The organism is Mumia sp. zg.B53, from assembly GCF_019550935.1.
GTDB lineage: Bacteria > Actinomycetota > Actinomycetes > Propionibacteriales > Nocardioidaceae > Mumia.
Map to the genome: position 1 here is coordinate 882,335 of NZ_JAHWCK010000001.1, position 20,199 is coordinate 902,533.

The 20,199-nt window shown below is 72.1% G+C and carries 18 protein-coding genes and 1 pseudogene; 3 read left to right on the forward strand and 16 right to left on the reverse strand.

Going from position 1 to position 20,199, the window contains the following annotated elements; all coding sequences use genetic code 11:
- Positions 1 to 56: 56 nt before the first annotated feature.
- From KV102_RS04280 to KV102_RS04300, 5 genes are all read right to left on the reverse strand, one after another.
- A complete protein-coding gene (locus KV102_RS04280) occupies positions 57 to 2,501 on the reverse strand; it encodes an ABC transporter permease (RefSeq protein WP_220345385.1) in 2,445 nt (814 codons plus the stop codon).
- Positions 2,501 to 3,289 carry an ABC transporter ATP-binding protein gene (locus tag KV102_RS04285; RefSeq protein WP_220345386.1) on the reverse strand — a complete coding sequence of 263 codons (789 nt, stop codon included), beginning with the start codon at positions 3,287 to 3,289 and terminating at the stop codon, positions 2,501 to 2,503. The genes KV102_RS04280 and KV102_RS04285 overlap by 1 nt, the downstream gene beginning before the upstream one ends.
- 102 nt (positions 3,290 to 3,391) lie before the next feature.
- Positions 3,392 to 4,087, reverse strand: coding sequence for a response regulator (locus KV102_RS04290; RefSeq protein WP_374197339.1), 696 nt, complete (start codon positions 4,085 to 4,087; stop codon positions 3,392 to 3,394).
- Complete coding sequence (locus KV102_RS19480; protein WP_220345387.1) at positions 4,084 to 5,265, reverse strand: histidine kinase; 1,182 nt, start codon at positions 5,263 to 5,265, stop codon at positions 4,084 to 4,086. The genes KV102_RS04290 and KV102_RS19480 overlap by 4 nt, the downstream gene beginning before the upstream one ends.
- 63 nt (positions 5,266 to 5,328) lie before the next feature.
- On the reverse strand, positions 5,329 to 6,291 hold the full coding sequence (locus tag KV102_RS04300) for a threonine/serine dehydratase (protein ID WP_220345388.1): 963 nt from the start codon (positions 6,289 to 6,291) through the stop codon (positions 5,329 to 5,331).
- A 63-nt stretch (positions 6,292 to 6,354) separates the two neighbouring features.
- On the opposite strand from KV102_RS04300, the gene KV102_RS04305 reads away from it, so the two are divergent.
- Positions 6,355 to 6,612 (forward strand): PLDc N-terminal domain-containing protein, encoded by a 258-nt coding sequence (locus KV102_RS04305; RefSeq protein WP_220345389.1) that lies wholly within the window; start codon positions 6,355 to 6,357, stop codon positions 6,610 to 6,612.
- A 9-nt stretch (positions 6,613 to 6,621) separates the two neighbouring features.
- On the opposite strand, the gene ccsB is transcribed toward KV102_RS04305, so the two are convergent.
- The 6 genes from ccsB to hemL form a co-directional block, all read right to left on the reverse strand.
- Complete coding sequence (gene ccsB / locus KV102_RS04310) at positions 6,622 to 7,626, reverse strand: c-type cytochrome biogenesis protein CcsB (RefSeq protein ID WP_220345390.1); 1,005 nt, start codon at positions 7,624 to 7,626, stop codon at positions 6,622 to 6,624.
- Positions 7,623 to 9,308: a cytochrome c biogenesis protein ResB gene (locus KV102_RS04315; RefSeq protein ID WP_220345391.1), complete on the reverse strand. Its 1,686-nt coding sequence runs from the start codon at positions 9,306 to 9,308 to the stop codon at positions 7,623 to 7,625. Before KV102_RS04315 ends, ccsB begins: the two co-directional genes overlap by 4 nt.
- A complete protein-coding gene (locus KV102_RS04320; protein WP_374197340.1) occupies positions 9,308 to 10,042 on the reverse strand; it encodes a cytochrome c biogenesis CcdA family protein in 735 nt (244 codons plus the stop codon). The genes KV102_RS04315 and KV102_RS04320 overlap by 1 nt, the downstream gene beginning before the upstream one ends.
- 26 nt (positions 10,043 to 10,068) lie before the next feature.
- Positions 10,069 to 10,650, reverse strand: coding sequence for a TlpA disulfide reductase family protein (locus KV102_RS04325; protein ID WP_220345393.1), 582 nt, complete (start codon positions 10,648 to 10,650; stop codon positions 10,069 to 10,071).
- Positions 10,647 to 11,303, reverse strand: coding sequence for a histidine phosphatase family protein (locus tag KV102_RS04330; protein ID WP_220345394.1), 657 nt, complete (start codon positions 11,301 to 11,303; stop codon positions 10,647 to 10,649). Before KV102_RS04330 ends, KV102_RS04325 begins: the two co-directional genes overlap by 4 nt.
- Positions 11,304 to 11,375: 72 nt before the next feature.
- Positions 11,376 to 12,689: a glutamate-1-semialdehyde 2,1-aminomutase gene (hemL, locus tag KV102_RS04335; protein WP_220342183.1), complete on the reverse strand. Its 1,314-nt coding sequence runs from the start codon at positions 12,687 to 12,689 to the stop codon at positions 11,376 to 11,378.
- 562 nt (positions 12,690 to 13,251) lie between these two features.
- Between hemL and KV102_RS19715 the strand changes: the two are divergent.
- A pseudogene (locus KV102_RS19715) lies at positions 13,252 to 13,593 on the forward strand (lytic transglycosylase domain-containing protein); the annotation flags it as partial.
- Complete coding sequence (locus tag KV102_RS19720; RefSeq protein WP_374197354.1) at positions 13,503 to 14,402, forward strand: hypothetical protein; 900 nt, start codon at positions 13,503 to 13,505, stop codon at positions 14,400 to 14,402. The pseudogene KV102_RS19715 and the gene KV102_RS19720, both read left to right, overlap by 91 nt.
- On the opposite strand, the gene hemB is transcribed toward KV102_RS19720, so the two are convergent.
- From hemB to KV102_RS04370, 5 genes are read right to left on the reverse strand one after another with little or no spacing between them, the layout of a single operon-like run.
- The gene (hemB, locus tag KV102_RS04350; RefSeq protein ID WP_220342184.1) at positions 14,359 to 15,351 is read right to left on the reverse strand and encodes a porphobilinogen synthase; all 993 of its coding nucleotides are present in this window, start codon (positions 15,349 to 15,351) and stop codon (positions 14,359 to 14,361) included. The two genes, KV102_RS19720 and hemB, sit on opposite strands and share 44 nt — an antisense overlap.
- 2 nt (positions 15,352 to 15,353) lie before the next feature.
- On the reverse strand, positions 15,354 to 17,030 hold the full coding sequence (locus KV102_RS04355) for a uroporphyrinogen-III synthase (RefSeq protein ID WP_220342185.1): 1,677 nt from the start codon (positions 17,028 to 17,030) through the stop codon (positions 15,354 to 15,356).
- Between the two features lie 43 nt (positions 17,031 to 17,073).
- Complete coding sequence (hemC, locus tag KV102_RS04360) at positions 17,074 to 17,997, reverse strand: hydroxymethylbilane synthase (protein WP_220342186.1); 924 nt, start codon at positions 17,995 to 17,997, stop codon at positions 17,074 to 17,076.
- Positions 17,994 to 19,352, reverse strand: coding sequence for a glutamyl-tRNA reductase (locus KV102_RS04365; protein ID WP_220342187.1), 1,359 nt, complete (start codon positions 19,350 to 19,352; stop codon positions 17,994 to 17,996). Before KV102_RS04365 ends, hemC begins: the two co-directional genes overlap by 4 nt.
- Entirely contained in the window at positions 19,349 to 20,032 is a 684-nt protein-coding gene (locus KV102_RS04370; RefSeq protein ID WP_374197341.1) for a redox-sensing transcriptional repressor Rex, read from the reverse strand. Before KV102_RS04370 ends, KV102_RS04365 begins: the two co-directional genes overlap by 4 nt.
- Positions 20,033 to 20,199 lie beyond the last annotated feature (167 nt).

The following is a 20,199-nucleotide window of genomic DNA, read 5'->3' on the forward strand; positions in this document are numbered from 1 at the left end:
CTCCTCCATTGTGGCGGGTCGGAGGGCCGCCGGCCGAGTGCGACGCGGACAGAGCGTCAGAGCATCGCGATTCCCTTCGCCGGCGACACCCGCGTGGCCCGCCGTGCCGGGACCACCGAGGCGATCAGACCGGTCGCCGTCGTGGCGGCGAGCACGATCGCGACCTGGAGCCACGGCACCGAGAACGCGACGTCGTCGACGAGACCCTCGGTGAGCGCCCGGACGCCGAGCCATGCGTACGCACCTCCGAGGGTGGTTCCCAGCACGGCGCCGACTCCGGCCATGAGGAGGGCCTCGCCCGCGAGCGTGCGTCGAAGCCCGCCGCGGCTGAGGCCGAGCGCCCGCAGCAGCGCGTTCTCCCGCGAGCGCTCGAGGATCGACAGGCTCAAGGTCCCCGTCATGCCGACGACGGCGATGAGGACCGCGACGGCGAGCAGGCCGACGACGACCGCCAGCATCACGTCGAGCTGCAGGCCGATCCAGGTCCGCTGGACCATGCTTCCGGCGACGTCGGCACCGGCGGACCGGGCGACGGTCGCCGTGTCGGCCATGACCTGTTCCGCGGGCGCCCCACCCTCGCCGCGCGCCCAGACCGCGCGCGGTTCCGCTGCCACGCCCAGCTCGTCGAGCACCCCCGGTCCGACGAGGACGACCTCGCCGAGCGACCCGCCGCCGCGTGGACGGAGGTCGAGCTCGCCGAACGTCGTCCGCAGCCGGGCGCTCTCGCCGTACGAGAGGTCGAGGGCGGTCGAGAGCTCCTCACCGATGACGAGCTCTCCCGGACCCGGGACCACCGTGTCGCCGTGGACGATGCGCGCCGCCGCCGGCGACACCTCCAGCGCCAGCACACGGTGCCCGTCCATCTCGACCTCCCCTCCCGGCAGGGTGGCGACCGAGTCGACGCCGTCGACGCCATCGACGCGGTCCCCGACACCCTCGGCGAGAGGGCCCCCGGCCGCGACCACCCCGACGTCGAGCGCGTACGACGCGTCCAGGTCCCGGTCGATCGACCCGCGCAACGAGGCGGTGCCGATCACCACCATCGTGATGAGCGTGACGCCGGTGAGGAGGGAGGTCGCCGTCGAGGCGGTCCGGCGAGGGTTGCGGACGACGTTGTCCGCCGCGAGCCGGCCCGAGACACCGCTGCGTCCGACGACCGGCCCGACGAGCCGGAGGAGGGCGGGGACCAGCAACGGGGCGAGGACGACCACGCCGAGGAACGACGTCATGCCGCCGGCGAGGCCGACCGGGATCAGGTCACCGGTCCCCAGGACCAGGCCGGCGCCACCGACGGACACGAGCACCGCGCCCAGGGCCACGCGGATCCTCCCGGCGCCCCCGGAGAGTCCGGTGGTCTCGTGCGGGCGGAGGGCCTCCAGCGGTGTGAGGCGACCGATCCGGCGAGCAGGCAGGACCGTCGCCCCCACCGCGACCAGCACGCCGAGGGCGAACGGCAGGCCGACGCCGAGCGGGCTCAGCGACACCGCCCCGAAACTGATCCCGGACGTCCACGCGCGCAGGGCGGCGACGGTCGCGTGCCCGAGTCCCCAGCCGACCAGCACCCCGACCGTCGAGGCCGCCACTCCGAGGGCGAGCGACTCCAGGCGCAGCGAGCGGACGATCTGACGGCGGGTCGCGCCGACGCAGCGCAGCAGCGCGAGCTCACGGCGGCGCTGGGCGAGGACGGTCGTGATGGTGCTCGCGATGACCAGCGTCCCGACGAATGCCGAGATCGCGGCGAACACCAGGACCATCCGCTGGAGAATGTCCACGTCGTTGGTGGCCTCCGCGACCGCGGAGTCGACCCATGCCTCACGATCGGCGACCGGACGCTCGGACCTGTCTGCACCCACGGCAGACCGCAGCGCCTTCCCCGTCGCTGCCGCGGTCGTGTCGGCGACGCGCACGGACACGTCGTCGGCCGTGAGGACGTCACCGAGCCGCGAGCCGACCTGCTCCGAGACGTACACCGTCGATCCCAGCGTGCCGCCCGGGCTCGTCGTAAAGCCGGTGATCGCCACCTCCACCGGGCCGCGTTGCCCGAAGACGCGCACGGTGTCGCCCAGCGCGACGTCGTACCGCTTCGCGCTCGAAGCGGCCATGAGCGCCTCCCGCGGCCGCTGCGGAGCGACTCCGTCGGTGACCTCCTGCCACCTCAGGTCTCGGTCCGCGGCGACTGTGCCGACACTCATCAGCTGCCGGGCCGAGCGGGCCTCCACCTCCACGAAGCCGAGCCGGTTGACGACCGCCCCCTCGACGCCGTCGACGGCCCGGATCTGGTCGATGAGCCGGTCCAGGGTGCGGGAGTCGTCGGCCGACGTGTCCACGACCAGGTCGGCGCCGGCGTACTGCGCGACGACGTCCGACCTGAGCCCGTCACGCGCCGAGCCGCTCAGGGCGTTCACGGCGACCATGAAGGCCACCGACATGACGATGGCGGTGACGGCGGTGACGTAGCGCCGGGAGTGCGCCCGCAAGGACCCCCAGAGCACCGTGCGCATCAGGCGTCCAGTCCGGCGATCGCGGTGACGACGTCCTCGGCGGTGGGGCGCTCGAGCGTCCCGGCCAGCCGCCCGTCTCGCAGCAGCAGCACACGGTCGGCGTACGCGGCCGCGGTCGGCTCGTGCGTCACCATCACGACGGTCTGCGCGAGCTCGTCGACCGAGCGGCGGAGGAAGTCGAGAACCTCGGCGCTGGAGCGGCTGTCCAGGTTGCCGGTCGGCTCGTCGGCGAAGACGACGTCGGGCGAGGAGAGCAGCGCCCGCGCGATCGCGACGCGCTGCTGCTGGCCGCCGGAGAGCTCCGACGGACGGTGCGAGAGTCGGTCGGCGAGGCCGAGCACCTCGATGAGCGTGTCGAAGCGCCGCCAGTCCGGCTCGCGGCCAGCCAGATCCAGCGGGAGCAGGATGTTGTGGCGCGCGGTGAGGGTGGGGAGCAGGTTGAACGCCTGGAACACGAACCCGACGTGCTCGCGCCGGAACCTCGTGAGGGCGTTGTCGTCGAGGTCGCCGAGGCCCGTACCCGCGACCTCGACCTCCCCGGAGGTCGGCGAGTCGAGCCCGGCCAGGCAGTGCATGAGCGTGGACTTCCCCGAGCCCGACGGACCCATGATCGCGGTGAGCCGGGCGCGCTCGATGGTGAGGTCGACGCCGTCGAGAGCCCGGACCTCCGCCGGACCGCGGCCGTAGGTCTTGACGAGCCCGCGGGTCCGCGCGGCCGCCGTGTCGGTGGGGTTCTGGACGCCGCCCGGCACGGCCGAGGCGAGAGAGGAGACAGGGATCGATGACATGACGACCACGCTAGGAACCGCGGCCGTCGTGAGCGTCGACCCGCGGACCCCTCTCCGACGTGCGCGGTCATACCGCGGTCGTACGTGCCAGTGTCCTTCGGCTCAGGTGGTCGGGCGCACCAGCGCGGTGTCGTACGCGAGGACGACGAGCTGCACCCGGTCCCGGCTGCCGGTCTTGGCCAGCAGCCGCCCGATGTGAGTCTTGACGGTCGGCTCCGCGACGACGAGTCGCCTCGCGATCTCGGAGTTGGTGAGCCCTTGCGCGACGAGGACCAGCACCTCGCGCTCTCGATCGGTGAGCATGTCGAGGCGATGGTCGGGGGCGGCCTCACCGTCGGGCAGCTGGTCGGAGAACCGCTCCAGCATCCGCCGGGTCGCACTCGGCGCCACCACCGCGTCGCCGCGGTGCACGTCACGGATCGCGGCCAGCAGCACCTCCGGCGGGGCGTCCTTGAGCAGGAACGCCGACGCGCCCGCCCGCAGTCCGCTGTAGACGTACTCGTCGAGGTCGAACGTCGTGAGCACCACGACACGGGCGGTCGATCCCCGCTCGCTCAGGACACGCGTCGCGGCCACACCGTCCAGCCGCGGCATCCGGACGTCCATCAGCACCACGTCGACGCCGGTCACCGACAGCCGCTCCACGGCCTCGAGCCCGTCGGCAGCCTCGCCGACGACCTCCATGTCCGGCTGCGACTCCACCAGCATCCGGAAGCCCGCCCGGACCAGCTGCTGGTCGTCGACGAGGAACACCCGCAGCGGGCGCTCGGACGACCCCTCCTCGGGCAGCTCGCTCACCTGGTCTCCTTCCCGTACGGGATGCGGGCCTCGACCCGGAACCCGCCACTGGCCAATGGTCCGGCCACGACCGTGCCGTCGTGGATGGCGATGCGCTCCCGGATGCCGCGGATGCCGTGTCCTCCGCGCGGCGACGGTCCGGCAGCCACCGGCTGGGTGCCCCCGTCGTCCTCGACGCAGACCAGCACGTGGTCGGGGAGCACACCGACCTGGACACGCGTGCGGACGCCGGCGCCGGCGTGCTTGAGGGTGTTGGTGAGCGCCTCCTGCACCACGCGGTAGACGGTCAGTCCGGTGGTCGTGTCGACCGCGGACGGGTCTCCCGTGACCTCGGCACGGACGTCCAGCCCGCTGCGGCGCACCTGGTCGACCAGGGTCGGCACGTCGGTCGCCGTCGGCATGGGTGCCCGCTGCGTCGCGTCGGAGGCGTCGTCGTCGCGCAGGAGCCCGAGCAGGCGGCGCATCTCGGCGAGGGACTGGCGCGACGTGCGCGAGATCGTCTCGAGGGTCTCGCTCGCCGCCTCGGGCCGCGTCCTCGAGGCGTAGAGCGCGCCGTCGGCCTGGACGACGATCACCGACAGGCTGTGCGCGACGACGTCGTGCATCTCGCGGGCGATCCGTGCACGTTCGGCCGCGGCGGCGATCTGTGCCTGCTGCTCGGCGTCTCGCTCGAGCTGGCGGGCCCGCTCCTCCAGGCCGACGACGTACTCCCGCCGCGTGCGCATGTAGGCGCCGAAGGACCACGGCGCAGCGACGACGAGGCTCATGACGACGATGTTGCCGACGATGCTGGACTCGGGCGAGGACGCGTACCACTCGAGGGTCGAGAGGAGCACCCCGAGGAAGCCGACGCCGAGCCCGGCACGCCGAGCCCAGAGCGGGCCGTACGCGGCGACGGAGTAGAGCGCGACGAGGAGGGCGACGTCGGCGTAGAGCGGTTCGTCGGTCAGGACCAGCTGGCCCGCCAGCAGCAGCGACACGAGCGTGAACGACGCCACCGGGCGTGTACGGCGCCATGCCAGCGCCAGGAGGATGAGGATCTGGTAGCCCGCCTCGCCGGCGGTGCCCGCGGTGCCCAGGTTGAGCGCGAAGGGGACGAGCGGCAGGGCGAGTGCGCCGGCCAGGGCCGCGTCCACCGCGAAGGGGTGGTCACGCGTCCACGCCGTCACTCTCCTCACCTGGCCAGGGTAGGCGGCCGGAGCCGCTCGCCCATCAGACCGTGGTCTGATCCTGTCGACGGGTCAGACCAGCCGAGCGAGCACCGCCGGGTCGATGTTGGCCCCCGAGGCGATCGCCACCGTGGTCCCGGCGGTGTCACCGACCACGCCCTTGAGCACTGCCGCCGCGGCGACCGCACCGCTCGGCTCGACGACCACCCGGGCGCCGCGCACGACGGCGCCCACCGCCGCGAGGATCTCCTCCTCGGAGACCGTGACCACGTCATCGACGTAGGCCGTGATGTGGTCCCAGTTCAGCACGCCGACCGAGTCCGTGCGGAGCCCGTCGGCGACCGTCCGAGACGTGTCGGCGACCGACCAGACCCTGCGCTCCCCCGCCGCCCAGCCCTCCGCGAGGTCTGCCGCGAGCTCCGGCTCGACCGCGACCACCCGGACGTCCGGGCGCAGAGCCTTGACCGCCGCGGCGACGCCGCTCACCAGGCCGCCGCCGCTGACCGGGACGACCACCGTCGCCAGGTCGGGAACCTGCTCGACGATCTCCAGCCCGACCGTGCCCTGGCCGGCGATGACGCGCGCGTCGTCGTACGGCGGGATCAGCGCGGCACCGGTCTCCGCGGCGATCTCCTGCGCACGCGCGTGCCGCTGCGAGGGGGCGACCATGACGACGTCCGCACCCCACCGACGGGTCGCGGCGACCTTGACCTCGGGGGCGTTGTCGGGGATCACGATGGTCGCGTGGACCCCGGCGACACGGGCCGCGTACGCGACGGCCTGCGCGTGGTTGCCCGACGAGTGGGTCACGACGCCCGCACGACGCTGCGCGTCGTCGAGAAGGGCCACGGCGTTGGTGGCGCCGCGCAGCTTGAACGCTCCGGTCGGCTGGAGCCCTTCCGCCTTCACGGCCCACGGGACGCTGCCCTCCGGCGTCACGAACGGGACCACCGGCGTCCGCAGACAGGTGCCGGCGATCCTTTCGGCCGCGGCCCGGATGTCGTCGAGGCCGACCAGGGAGGATGCGATGCTCATGTCGCCAGCCTAGGGCGGCTCCTGGGCCTGCCGACGGTTCGGGCGCACCGGTACCCTGGCCGCATGGGCAAGGCGATTCCGGTCATCATCGTCGTGGCGTTCGCGGTGTACGCGCTGTTCGACGTCATCGCCACACCGCCGGACCGGGTCCGTTATCTCCCGAAGCCGCTCTGGGCGATCGTCGCGCTGGTGCCCGCCCTCGGAGTCGCGACGTGGCTCGTCTTCGGCAAGGTGCGCACCAAGCCTGCCGGCCCTCCGCGGCCCCAGCGCCCCATCGCGCGCGGCCCGGACGACGACCCCGACTTCCTCCGAGGCCTCTGAGCCCGGAGGCTACTTCGCGTACGAGTGGAGGCCGGGGAAGAAGAGGTTCACGCCGACGAAGTTGAACACGAACGTCGCGAACGCGATCAGGGCGAGGATCGCGGCGGCCCTGCCCTTCCAGCCCGCTGTGGCGCGGGCGTGGAGGTAGCCGGCGTAGGCCACCCAGGTGATGAACGCCCAGACCTCCTTCGGGTCCCACCCCCACGGACGACCCCACGCGTGCTCCGCCCAGATGGGCCCGGAGATCAGGGCCGCGAACGTCCAGACAGGGAACGAGAAGGCGGTCACGCGGTAGGCGAGCTGGTCCATCGCGGCGGCCTTGGGCAGCCGGCCGAGGTAGCCCTTGGCGCCACCCCTCGCGTCGGCGCGGGTGCGCAGCAGGTAGAGCACCGAGGCGCCGGCCCCGACGAGGAAGCCCGCGCCGGCGACCATCGCCGAGATGACGTGGATGACGAGCCAGTACGAGTCGAGAGCCGGCACGAGCGGACCGGCCGGCACGTACACCGTCATCGAAAGACCGAGCACGACCACCGAGAAGCCGAGGACGATCGGCGCCAGCCACTGGACCTGCATGAGGACGACCATCACGAGGTAGCCGGCGAGGACGACGGCGATCCCGGTGGTCGCGAACTCGTACATGTTGCCCCACGGGACCCGCTCGGCCGCCAGACCGCGCCCGATGACGCCGGCGAGGAGCACGAGGAAGCCGAGGACGGTCAGCGAGAGCGCGACACGGCCGAAGAGGTCGGAGCGTTCCTCGGCGGTCTCGGCCGCGGCGTCGGTCGTCGCCGTGGTCGTCGCGCCAGAGGCGTCCGACGACCCAGCACCCGACCCAGCCCCCGAGATCGCCGCGCCCGCGAGCGCGGGCTCGGCGGCGCGGGCCGAGCGTTCGGCCCGGACGGCCTTCGAGCCGAACGCCCACTGCGCGACCGACGCCAGCCACGCCAGCGCCAGCACCGCGGTCGCCGACGCGATCGCGGCGTTGGAGAAGTTGGCCCAGTCCTCGAGTGTCATCCCTCGTCCTCGCTCGTACGGCGCGATCCTGTCGCGCCCACCGCGGCGTCATCGGTCTCCGACGCCGCGTCGTAGTCCTTGCCAGTATGCCCCGTGCGCTCGACGAGCCGCTCCGTGAGGTCGTCGACGGTCTGCGCGACGTCGCTGCGAGGGACGCGGTCCAGCGCGGCGACCTCGACCACGGTCACACCGTCCTCGCGTCGACGAGCGCGGACCCACGTCCGTCGCGGTCTGATCGTCAGAGACAGGATCAGACCCATCACGCCGACCGAGACGCCCCACAGCGGAACCATCACGCCGGGCTGGGCGCTGAACTGGAAGCGGACGAACTGCCGGAGCTCCACGAACTCGACCGTCCCTGCGCCGTCCGGGAGCGAGACGCTCTGGCCCGGCCCGAGCATGATCCGCAACGGCTCCCCGTCGTCACCGGTGAACTGCGTGAGGTTGTCCTTGTCCAAGATGTAGACCGACTGGGTCTCGCCGTCGTCCAGCCCGAGGTCGCCGTAGTAGGCGAACAGTCCGAGCAACGGGTTCGCGGCGGCCGGGTGCGCCGAGACCGGGATGTCGTCGTCACCGGTCGAGACGGCGGTGGGGAGGAAGAAGCCCTGGAAGCCGAGCTGCTGGGGTCGCGCGTCGGCGACCTTCACCACGCCGTTGGACGTGTAGCTCGGGTCGGAGGGAAGGAACGGCACCGCGTCCTCGAACACGACGCGACCGTTGCCGTCCTTCACCCGGATCACCGGGGCATATCCCTGGCCCACGAGGTAGACCGACGCACCGTCGACCCGCAGCGGATGGTTGACCTTCAGCTCGTACGGACGCGGCTCGTCACTAGGGCGGTCGGTGACGGTCCCGGTCGCGACGAAGTCGCGTGGCGCCCCGCGCTGCGGTCCGTCGGTCTCGAACGTCGCGTCGAAGTCGTCGAGCGTCAGCGAGAAGGGCGGCAGGTCGTCGGTGTCGAACAGGCCCCCGGAGGTGAACTCGTCGAACTGGGTGAGCGTGTTGGAGAAGCCGCTGCCCTCGGTGACGATGGCGTTGCCGCGATAGCCGAGCAGGCTCATCGACGCCACGCCGACCAGCACGACCACGAGGCTGACATGGAAGACGAGGTTGCCGAGCTCCCGCAGGTAGCCGGTCTCCGCACGGACCTCGCCCTCGACGACGTCCCCGGAGGCGTCGGCGTCGGTGACCGTGTCCTTGCGGGCGCGACCCAGGGCCCCCTGGGCGGCGGCCAGGACCGTCTCGACGTCGGCGGTCGTCTCGTACGTCGCCGACGCCGGGAGCCGGGAGAAGTTCTTGGGGGCACGCGGCGGACGGGCCCGCAGCGCGGAGGCATACACGCCCACGCGCGGGATGATGCAGCCCACCAGCGACACCATCAGCAGGATGTAGATCGCGCTGAACCAGACCGACGTGTAGACGTGGAAGGCCCCCAGCGTGTCGAGCACAGGCGCCAGGTCGGGGTGACGCTCGAAGTAGGCCTGGACGGCGCGGGCGTCGACCGACCGCTGCGGCACGATCGAGCCCGGGACCGCCGCGAGCGCGAGCAGGAGCAGGAGGAACAGCGCCGTACGCATCGACGTCAGCTGTCGCCACGCCCACCGGGCCGTCTCCACGAACGAGAGCGCCGGGGCAGCGCCTCCACGGCCCTTCTTGGTCGGAGCCCGTCGATCGTCTGCCATCACACCACCGGCCTGAAGCTGCCGACCCACGAGGTCAGCTCGGTCATCAGCTGCCCCCACAGCCCTGTCACGAGGAGCACGCCGACGACGACCAGCAACCCTCCACCCACGAGGGAGATCACCCGCTGGTGCCTGCGCACCCAGGAGGTCGCCCGCGCGAAGCGGCTGAACGCCATCGCCGCCAGCAGGAACGGGATGCCCAGCCCGAGGCAGTACACGAAAGTGAGGAACGCGCCACGACCCGCCGTGCCCTCGCCGTAGGCGAGGGTGAGCACCGCGCCCAGCGCGGGCCCGATGCACGGCGTCCACCCGATCGCGAACAGCACCCCGAGCAGCGGGGCGACCGCGAGGCCGACCGACGGCACGGCGTGGATCCGGACGTCACGCTGGAGCCACGGGACGAAGCCCATGAAGCCCAGGCCCAAGACGATGACGACGACTCCCATCACGATCGCGATCGGCCGCTCGTACTCCCTGAGCTCGTAGCCGATCGAGCCGAAGAGCACCCCGTAGGAGACGAAGACGGCGCTGAAGCCGAGCACGAAGAGGACCGCGCCGGCGAGCAGTCTCCCGCGCTGCCTGGCCGACTTGCCATCTGCCGCCACCTCGGCCGCGGTCATCCCCGAGACGTAGGAGAGATAACCCGGGAGCAACGGCACGACGCACGGCGAGAAGAACGACACGAGCCCTGCCAGGAGCGCGACGGCCGTGGCGACCAGCAACGATCCGGACATGACGGCGTCTGAGGCCCATCCACCCATCAGACCGCTCCCGCTTCCTCGATGAGACCCCGCAGCGTCGACTCCGTGATCGAGCCGAGGATGCGGGCCGAGACGGTCCCGTCCGGCGCGATCACCCAGGTCGTCGGGACCGCCATCGACGGGAGGCTGTCGCGGAAGCCGAGCACGGCCTGACCGGTGCGGTCGAAGATCGAGGGGTAGCCGATATTGAAGTTCTCGTCGTAGGCCAGCGCGGCCGCGCGGGAGTCGCGGATATTGATGCCCAGGAACTGCACGTCGTCACCGGTCTCGGCGTCGAGCGCGGCGAACGCGGGCGCCTCGACCCGGCAGTCGGCGCACCACGAGCCCCAGACGTTCACGACGACTGTCTTGCCGGCGAAGTCGGACAGCGCGATCGGGTCGCCCTCGAGGGTCTCCCCGGACAGCTCCGGGGCCGGCTCGCGCTCGGCCGGCTTCGGCACGGTGATGCTGCCGTCGCCGGCCACGAAGCCACCCGTCGTCTCGTCTGCCTGCGTCGACGACGAGCAGCCGGCGAGCAGCGCCACCGCGGCGACGGAGGCGAGCAGTCGCGCAGCGAGAGGACGGATGGCGTGGGAGGTCATGCGCCGCCGACGAACTTCTTGCGCAGCTTGGCGGGGATGAGGTCACCGGCCGGCTCGTTGTAGGCGACCGCCACCGGCACGTCGCCCTCGTAGGTCACCGAGGTGACGCTCGCGAGGGAGCACTGGCGTCGGCGGGGGTCGTGGAGATAGCGGCGTCGCTCGACGGTCAGCCGTGAGACCCAGATCGGCAGCTGGTGCGAGACGATCACGGCCTCGTGCCCGCGCGCCGCGTCCCGTGCGTCCGCCATCGCGGCGAGCATCCGGGCGGCGATCTGCGTGTACGGCTCGCCCCAGGACGGCTTCGAGGGGTTGCGCAACATCCACCACGTGACGGGGTGCCGGAGGGACCCGTCACCGACGCCGAACGTCTTGCCCTCGAACCGGTTGCCCGCCTCGATGACACGCGGATCGGTGGTCACCTCGAGGCCCAGCGTCGCGGCGATGGGCTGCATCGTCTCCTGCGCGCGCTCGAGGGGCGAGGCCACCAGGTGCGTGACGTCGCCACCGTCGAAGTACTCCGCGCCCCGCTCGGCCATCTGGCGGCCAAGGTCGGAGAGGTGGTAGTCGGGGAGGCGTCCGTAAAGGACACCAGCGGGGTTGTGCACCTCGCCGTGCCGCATCAGGTGGACGATGGTGCGGTCCTGGGTCGTCATGGGGTCATTCTCGCGGGTCGTTCGAGGATTGCGGTGGGGTGGTCGCCCAGCAGGGCCGAGAAGGCACGCCGGTCAGGCCCGGAGCGCCTCGGCGGCAGCCTGGGCCGCCGGCACGAGAGCCCGCTCGACGGTGTCGAGGGCATCGTCGTCGAGGGCGTGAGAGACGAACCACGCCTCGAACGCGCTCGGCGGCAGGTAGACGCCGTTGTCGAGCATCGCGTGGAAGAACGCCCGGTACGCCGGCTGGCTCTGCGCCTGCGCGTCGGCGAAGTCGACGACGGCGTCCGTACGGCCCAGGAAGGCGCTGAAGAGGTTGCCCGCGGCCTGGACGACATGAGGCACACCGGCCGCGTCGAGGGCCTTGTCCACCAACCCCTGGAGGGTGGTCGAGACGGCGTCGAGGTGGGCGTACACGTCGTCGGTGGCCAGGCGCAGCGTCGTGAGGCCGGCCGTCGTGGCCACCGGGTTCCCCGAGAGGGTGCCCGCCTGGTAGACCGGACCCTCCGGTGCGAGCTGTCGCATGATCTCCTCGCGACCACCGAACGCCGCCGCCGGGAACCCACCACCCATGACCTTGCCGAACGTCATCAGGTCGGGGGCCCACCCTTCGTGCGCACCGTCCAGACCCCAGTGCCCGCTGCGGCTGACCCGGAAGCCGGTCATGACCTCGTCGGAGACGAACAGGGCGCCGTGGGACCGGCAGGTCTCGGCGAGGAACGCGTTGAAGCCGGGAAGCGGCGGGACGGCGCCCATGTTGCCGGGCGCAGCCTCGGTGATGACGCAGGCGATCTGCGCACCGTGCTCGGCGAAGGCCGCCGCGACGGCCTCGCGGTCGTTGTAGGGCAGCACGATCGTCTGTGCGGTCGACGCCGTGGGGATGCCAGGCGTGCCCGGGAGCCCGAACGTGACGACGCCCGAGCCCGCCTCGACCAGCAGCGCGTCGACGTGGCCGTGGTAGCAGCCGGCGAACTTCACGATCAGGTCGCGGCCGGTCCAGCCGCGGGCCAGCCGGATCGCCGACATGGTGGCTTCGGTGCCCGACGACACCATGCGCACCAGGTCGACCGGGGTACGAGCGACGATCTCCTCGGCCAGCGCGACCTCAGGCTCGCTCGGCGTGCCGAAGGAGGTCCCACGGCTCGCCGCATCGCGGACCGCCTCGATGACCTCCGGGCGCGCGTGGCCCAGGAGCATCGGCCCCCAGGAGGCCACCAGGTCGACGTAGGTGTTGCCGTCGACGTCGGTGAGGATCGCGCCGCGACCCTCGCGCATGAAGCGGGGGGTGCCCCCGACAGCGCGGAAGGCGCGGACCGGGGAGTTCACTCCACCCGGCGACACGGCACGGGCGCGATCGAACAGCTGATGGGAGATCTCGGATCCGGACACCCTGCCATTGTCCCTGACGGGCCAAGCGCGCCCGAGGCGACGAGCGGCGGCGGTCCGTGGGCTCCGCAGGTACGCGGCGGTGACCCGGCATCGCGTCTAGGGTGGAGGCTAAGGATGTGCTGAGACGGTGGCCACATCACGCCACCCTCACCTAGGGTGAGCGGTGGACGGACAGTGTCACACCAGGTTCGGGTTCCGGGCCACGAGGGAGTTGATCGGCGGCATGGGGGCAGCACGCAGAGGCCAGAAGGCCAACGGCAAGCGCACCAGCTGGTGGCAGACCACCGCTGCGCTCCTGCCCTGCGCGATGATCGCCGGCGCCTGGGGTGCTGCCGTCGCCCTTCCCAAGCAGCCCGGGCCTGTGGACAGCGCCGCCTACTCCGCGTACGCCGAGGGCTCCCCGCAGGTCCCGGTCACCGGCCCCGACCTCCAGGTCACGCCCCTCCAGGACCCTGTCGAGCAGCAGTCCTCCAGCAACGCCGTCACTCCTGCCGCGCTCGTCGGCGCTCCGTCGGACATACCCGGACCCGCGCTCGCCGCCTACCAGCGTGCCGCCAACGTCATGGCGGTCACCAAGCCGGAGTGCAAGCTGTCCTGGGAGCTCCTCGCCGCGATCGGCCGGGTCGAGTCCAACCACGGTCAGTTCGGCGGCGCAACGGTGACTAGCACCGGCGCCACCTCGCGCGCCATCATCGGCATCGCGCTCGACGGCACCAACAACACCGCACGCATCCTGGACACCGACAAGGGCGCCTGGGACGGCGACGCGAAGTGGGACCGCGCGGTCGGCCCGATGCAGTTCATCCCCTCCACGTGGTCCTCGGTCGGCGTGGACGCCGACGGCGACGGCAAGGCCGACCCCAACAACATGAACGACGCAGCGCTCGGCGCGGCGGTCTACCTCTGCGTGGGCGGCCACGACCTCAGCGTCGAGGCAGGCGCGCGCGCCGCCCTCATGTCCTACAACCGTTCGACGGCGTACGCCGACCAGGTGCTCGCGCTCGCGGCGAGGTACGGATCGTCCAGCCCCGTCTCGATTCTCCCTACCTTCCCCTACCCGAGCAGCCCGGTCGCGCCGCTCGGGCCGGTCGGACCCCGACCTCCGGCCGCCGGCGTTCCCGGTGGCCCTGGAGCCGGCGGTTCGCAGCCGACGCCGACGATCGTGGCGCTCGGGATCGAGAAGCCGCCGACGCCGAAGCCGCTCGACCCCGGCGGCATCACCTCGCCCAAGCCCGGCACGCCGACGGTTCCCACGAAGCCGCCGACCAAGCCTCCGACGGATCCCACCAAGCCTCCGACGGATCCCACCAAGCCTCCGACGGATCCCACCAAGCCTCCGACGGATCCCACGAAGCCGCCGACCACGCCGCCGACCAAGCCGCCGACCAAGCCGCCGACGGATCCCACCAAGCCGCCGACCGACCCGACCGACCCGACGACGCCTCCGACGACCGAGCCGCCCGCCACGACCGAGCCGCCCGCCACGACGGAGCCGGACCCGGAGCCGACGACGGCAGAGCTGGCCCAGGCGTTCTGCGCGACGCTCGACGTCAGTGCAGACACGCTCCAGACGTGCATCGCGGCCTACGTCGGGGCCGCTCCCAACGGCACCGAGGCGGCGAAGGCCGCCGCCCGCGCCGCCGCCGCCGTCTGACCGCGGAGGCCAGGCTCAGCGTGCGAGCCGCGCGGCGAACTCGCTCGCCCAGTAGGTGAGCACGATGTCGGCTCCGGCACGCCGGATCGACACGAGGGTCTCGGCGATCGCCGCCTCACGGTCGATCCAGCCCTGCGCGGCGGCCGCTTCGACCATCGCGTACTCGCCAGAGATGTTGTACGCCGCCACGGGCACGTCGACGGAGGCGCGCACCGAGGCGACGACGTCGAGGAAGCCCATCGCCGGCTTCACCATCACCAGGTCCGCACCCTCCGCGACGTCGAGGGCGACCTCGCGCAGGGCCTCGCGACCGTTGGCCGGGTCCTGCTGGTACGTACGCCGGTCGCCGACCAGCGTCGAGTCGACGGCCTCGCGGAACGGCCCGTAGAAGGCCGACGCGTACTTCGCTGCGTAGGCGAGCACGCCGGTGTCGGTGAAGCCTTCGGCGTCCAGCGCCCGCCGTACGACCCCGACCTGTCCGTCCATCATCCCGCTGGGTCCGAGCAGGTGGGCGCCCGCCCGAGCCTGGGCGAGCGCCATCTCGGCATAGATCTCCAGGGTCGCGTCGTTGTCCACGCGCCCCTCGGCGTCGAGCACACCGCAGTGCCCGTGGTCGGTGAATTCGTCGAGGCACAGGTCCGACATCACCACGAGCTCGTCCCCCACCTCGGAGCGCGCGTCGCGGATCGCCACGTTGAGGATCCCGTCCTCGTCGGTCGCGCCCGAGCCGGTGGCGTCCTTGCGGGTGGGAACCCCGAACAGCATGACTCCCCCGAGACCCAGCTCCGCGGCTTCGGCGACCGCCTTGCGTGCCGAGTCGCGCGTGTGCTGGACGACCCCCGGCATGCTCGAGATGGCTCGCGGCTCGGTGAGCCCTTCCGCCACGAACATCGGCAGCACCAGCTGTCGCGCCTCGACCGACGTCTCCGAGACCAGCCGGCGCATGGCCGGCGTGGTGCGGAGACGTCGGGGCCGGACGTCAGGGAACGAGCCGTCGCGATCGACCATCGTCAGCTCCGGCGGCGCGAGCCCTTGGTGCGCTGCGACGGCTTCGTGACCGGGTCGCCGGCCTCCACCATCGCCTGCCGGCGCTTGGCGCCGAAGTCGGCGAGAGCGTCGGCCAGGACCTCGGCCGACGGCGTGGGTGCCACGACGTCGACGCGCAGGCCGTGCTCCTCGGCGGTCTGTGCGGTGGCCGGGCCGATGCAGGCGATCACGGTAGTCGCGTGCGGCTTGCCTGCGATGCCGACGAGGTTGCGGACCGTCGAGCTCGACGTGAAGACGACCGCGTCGAACTTGCCGCTCTTGATCGCCTCGCGGGTCGGCGCCGGCGGCGGCGCCGCACGGACGGTGCGGTAGGCGGTCACGTCGTCGACCTCCCACCCGATCTCGACGAGCCCGGCGACCAGCGCCTCGGTGGCGATGTCGGCACGCGGCAGGAACACGCGGTTGATCGGGTCGAGCAGCTCGTCGTACGGGGGCCAGTCCTCGAGGAGGCCCCGTGCGGACTGCTCGCCGCTGGGGATCAGGTCGGGACGGATGCCCCAGGCAGCGATCGCCTCGGCGGTCTTCTCGCCGACGGCGGCGACCTTGAGTCCGGAGAACGCCCGCGCGTCGAGGCCGTACTCGTCGAACTTCTCGCGGACGGCCTTCACGGCGTTGACGCTGGTGAAGGCCACCCACTCGTAGCGGCCCTCGACGAGGCCGCGCACAGCCTTGTCCATCTGCTGCGGGTTGCGAGGCGGCTCGACGGAGATCGTGGGGACCTCTTCCGAGACGGCGCCATAGCTGCGGAGGCGGTTGGCGAGCGTGGCCGCCTGCTCCTTGGTACGAGGAACGAGCACGCGCCAGCCGAAGAGCGGCTTGGTCTCGAACCACGAGAGCGTCTCGCGCAGGTCGACGACGTCACCGATGACGGTGACCGCCGGCGGGGCCATCTTGGCGGCCTTGGCGTCGGCGGCGATCTTCTCCAGCGTGGAGACGATGGTCGTCTGCTCGGTCGTCGTGCCCACCCGTGTCATGGCCACCGGGGTCCCGGGAGCCCTCCCGGCCTCGATGAGACCGTTGGCGACGTCCTTGATGGTGTTGACCGCGCTCAGCAGGACCAGGGTCTGGTCGCCGGCGTACGGCGTCCAGTCGACCTTGGTCTCCCCCATCCGGATGATCGACACCTCGCGGTGCGTGCGGTTGGTCAGCGGCACGCCGGCGTAGGCGGGGACGGCCGAGGCCGAGGACACGCCGGGGACGATCTCGAAGGAGATGTTGGCCTTGTCGCACGCCTGGGCCTCCTCGGGCCCGGTCGCGAAGGTGAACGGGTCGCCGACCAGCAGGCGGACGACGTTCTTGCCGCCCTTCGCGTGCTTGACGACGAGCCGGCCACGGGCCGCGGGGGTCAGGACGCCGCCGTCCTCGCCGTGTCCTCCGTCGACGACCTGGGCACCCTCGGGCACCAGGGCCGCCTGGTCGGGAGACTCGGTGATGACGATGTCGGCGGCGTCGAGGAGCTCCTTGGCGCGGAGGGTGAGCAGGCCGGCATCACCCGGGCCGGCTCCGACGAAGCTCACGTGGCCGACGGGTCGCTTGACGGCGCTCGTGGCGGTGTCGTCGGCTGTCACCTCAGGCACGGCGGCCTGCTCCTCGGTCGCCTTGCGCTTGCGGGTGGCGGTGGTGGTGCTCACGTTTCTCATTCCTCGTCTGCCTCTGGGTTGACTGGCCCACGGGGGTCGGTGGTCATGGGGTCACGACCCGCATCAGCGAGTCGGCACCCTCGGCGAGCATCTCGGCAGCCAGACGCTCTCCGATCCCGACCGGGTCCTGCACGGATCCGGTCGATGACAGTCGGATGGACGGTGCGCCGGAGGGATCTCCGACGAAGGCCCGCAGCCACAGCCGGGCAGTGCCGTCGTCGTCGACGACCTCGGCCCACGCCCCCACGGGTGCCGAGCATCCCGCCTCGAGCGAGGCGAGCAGGCTGCGTTCTGCGGTGACGGCGGCGCGGGTCGCGCCGTCGTCGAGGCGGGCGAGCAGGCCGGCGACCTCGTGGTCGTCGGCGCGGCACTCGCACGCCAGGGCACCTTGGCCTGGTGCCGGAAGGACCTGCAGCGGGTCGAGCAGCTCGGTCGCCTCCTCGATCCTGCCGAGCCGGCGGAGGCCGGCGGCGGCCAGCACGACCGCGTCGAGCTCACCGGTGCGGACCTTGCCGATCCGCGTGTCGACGTTGCCGCGAAGGCCGACGACCTCGATGCCGAGGCCGAGCGCGTTGATCTGGGCGGCTCGCCGCGGGGACCCGGTCCCGACGCGGGCGCCGGGCGGGAGCTCACCGAGCGTCATGCCGTCGCGGGCGACGACCGCGTCGCGGGGGTCCACGCGCGGCGGGGTGGCCGCGAGGAGGATCCCGTCGGCCGACGACGTCGGCAGATCCTTGAGCGAGTGGACGGCGACGTCCACCTCGCGGGCGAGCAGCGCGTCGCGCAGGGCGGACACGAAGACGCCGGTGCCACCGATCTCGGTGAGGGGTCGCGAGCTCCGGTCGCCGTGGGTCGAGACGGTGACGAGCTCGGTCTCGACACCGGTCAGCTCACCGAGCCGCTCGGCGACCTGGGCCGACTGGGTGGTTGCGAGCGCGCTCGCGCGGGTCCCGACGCGCAACGTCATGCGCGGTCCTCCTTCGGCGAACCTGGCGAGGACCCCTCGGGTGCCTCGGCAGCAGGCGTGGAACGAGTCGGCTCGACTGCGCTGACCGCGTTGATCACGGCCGGGTCGAGGGCGAACAGGTCCGCGAGCGCGTTGGCGTAGGTGAGTGCGTCCGGCCGTCCCGCCATCGCCTTGATCCGGACGGTGGGCTGGTGGAGGAGCTTGTCGGCGACCCGGCGGACGGCCTGACGCAGCTCGTCGACGACCTCCGGATCGACGTCGTGGAGCCGCCCCTCGAGCCGGACGAGCTCCGCGTCGACGACCGCGGTCGCCATCGAGCGCAGCGCGACGACGGTCGGGGTCACCTTCGCCGCGTGACGAGCGGCGAGGAACGCCGCGACCTCACCGGCGACGATCCCGCGCACCGCGTCGATGTCGGCGGCGCCCTTCTCGTCGGCCAGCATCTCCTGCAGCTGGGCCAGGCCGAGGACCATCACGCCCGGGAGGGCGGCGACGTCCTCGTCGATGTCGCGCGGCAGCGCGAGGTCGATCAGGACGTACGGGCTGGTGCGCGCCGTGGTCGCCGCACGGACCTGCTCGGCCGTGATGACCGAACCGGTCGCCCCGGTGCACGACACGACGAGGTCGGCCTCGGCGAGGGCGGCGTCGAGCTCGCCCCACGGCACGGCCGTCCCCCCGACCGTGGCGGCGAGCCGCTCGGCGCCGGCGTGGGTGCGGTTGGCGATGGTCACGCTCGCGACACCCCGACGTGCGGCGGTGGTCGCCGACAGCGCCGCCATGGCACCCGCTCCGACGACGAGGACGCGCATGTCCTCCAGGCGGTGGCCCGCCTTGGCGACGAGCTCGAGCGAGGCCATCACCAGAGACGGACCGGCCCGGTCGATGTCGGTCTCCGCGTGACCTCGCTTGGCGATCCGCAGCGCCTGCTGGAAGAGGACGTTCAGCGCCGGCCCCACGGTGGCGTCGTCCTGTCCGCGCTGCAGCGCGGCCCGGACCTGACCCAGGATCTGGCTCTCGCCGACCACCATCGAGTCCAGCCCGGAGGCGACCGAGAAGAGGTGCGCGACGGCCGCGTCGTCGTAGTGCACGTAGATGTGGCGGAGCAGGTCGTTGCGGGTGAGTCCGGACTGCTCGACGAGCAGGTCGGAGATGTCCTCCACCGAGCCGTGGAAGCGCTCGGCCTCGACGTAGATCTCGACCCGGTTGCAGGTCGAGACGACCAGCGACTCGCTCACGTGATGGGCGTCGAGTGCCTGCTGCGCGACCTTCGCAACCGCGTCGCCGTCGAGCGCGACCCGCTCGAGGACCGAGACCGGCGCGCTCCGGTGGGAGACGCCCACGACGAGGACGCTCATGCCTGGACCTCCTGCGCGGGCGTGCGCTTGCGCTGCTCGTGGTACGCGAGGATCTGCAGCTCGATGGAGAGGTCGACCTTGCGGACGTCCACGCCGTCGGGGACGACGAGGACGGCAGGGGCGAAGTTGAGGATGCTCGTGACGCCCACGGCGACGAGGCGGTCCGCGACCTCCTGTGCGGCCTCGCCAGGGGTCGCGATCACGCCGATCGAGCATCCGTGCTCGGCGACCACGTCGGCGAGGTCGTCGATGTGGGCGATCGAGAGCTCGCCGTGCCTCTCACCGACGCGCGAGCGGTCGCCGTCGACCAGGGCGACGATGCTGAAGCCGCGGGAACGGAAGCCACCGTAGTTCGACAGCGCCTGACCCAGGTTGCCGATGCCGACGATGACGACGCTCCAGTCCTGGTTCACGCCGATCTCGCGGGCGATCTGGTAGCGGAGGTACTCCACGTCGTAGCCCACGCCGCGGGTGCCATAGGATCCGAGGTACGAGAGGTCCTTGCGGAGCTTCGCGGAGTTCACCCCCGCGGCCGTGGCGAGCTGCTCGGACGAGACGGTCCGCAGACCTGACTCACCGAGCCCGGTGAGCGCCCGGAGATACACCGGGAGCCGAGCAACCGTCGCCTCGGGGATGCCCGAGGCGGGACGGCCGTTGGCCTGCGCTCGCAGCTGGTTCACGTCGCTCCTGGACCGCGGTACGGATTCCGGGTGTCGCTGGGGGGTCGGATACCGGCGAACACCGGCAAACCCACTGTAAGAGTTTGTGAACGTGAGAACAAAATCGAGCGCGGTCTGGGTCGGGTGACTCGGGTCACCTGCGCCGGGGCCTCCGGCGTGCGCGCGTC

Bases quoted from the DNA above. Each gene is read 5' to 3' on its own strand.
- KV102_RS04280 (WP_220345385.1), bottom strand. From the start codon at position 2,501: ATGCGCACGGTGCTCTGGGGGTCCTTGCGGGCGCACTCCCGGCGCTAC.
- KV102_RS04285 (WP_220345386.1), bottom strand. From the start codon at position 3,289: ATGTCATCGATCCCTGTCTCCTCTCTCGCCTCGGCCGTGCCGGGCGGC.
- KV102_RS04300 (WP_220345388.1), bottom strand. From the start codon at position 6,291: ATGAGCATCGCATCCTCCCTGGTCGGCCTCGACGACATCCGGGCCGCG.
- KV102_RS04305 (WP_220345389.1), top strand. From the start codon at position 6,355: ATGGGCAAGGCGATTCCGGTCATCATCGTCGTGGCGTTCGCGGTGTAC.
- ccsB (WP_220345390.1), bottom strand. From the start codon at position 7,626: ATGACACTCGAGGACTGGGCCAACTTCTCCAACGCCGCGATCGCGTCG.
- KV102_RS04315 (WP_220345391.1), bottom strand. From the start codon at position 9,308: ATGGCAGACGATCGACGGGCTCCGACCAAGAAGGGCCGTGGAGGCGCT.
- KV102_RS04320 (WP_374197340.1), bottom strand. From the start codon at position 10,042: ATGTCCGGATCGTTGCTGGTCGCCACGGCCGTCGCGCTCCTGGCAGGG.
- KV102_RS04325 (WP_220345393.1), bottom strand. From the start codon at position 10,650: ATGACCTCCCACGCCATCCGTCCTCTCGCTGCGCGACTGCTCGCCTCC.
- KV102_RS04330 (WP_220345394.1), bottom strand. From the start codon at position 11,303: ATGACGACCCAGGACCGCACCATCGTCCACCTGATGCGGCACGGCGAG.
- hemB (WP_220342184.1), bottom strand. From the start codon at position 15,351: ATGGTCGATCGCGACGGCTCGTTCCCTGACGTCCGGCCCCGACGTCTC.
- KV102_RS04355 (WP_220342185.1), bottom strand. From the start codon at position 17,030: ATGAGAAACGTGAGCACCACCACCGCCACCCGCAAGCGCAAGGCGACC.
- hemC (WP_220342186.1), bottom strand. From the start codon at position 17,997: ATGACGTTGCGCGTCGGGACCCGCGCGAGCGCGCTCGCAACCACCCAG.
- KV102_RS04365 (WP_220342187.1), bottom strand. From the start codon at position 19,352: ATGAGCGTCCTCGTCGTGGGCGTCTCCCACCGGAGCGCGCCGGTCTCG.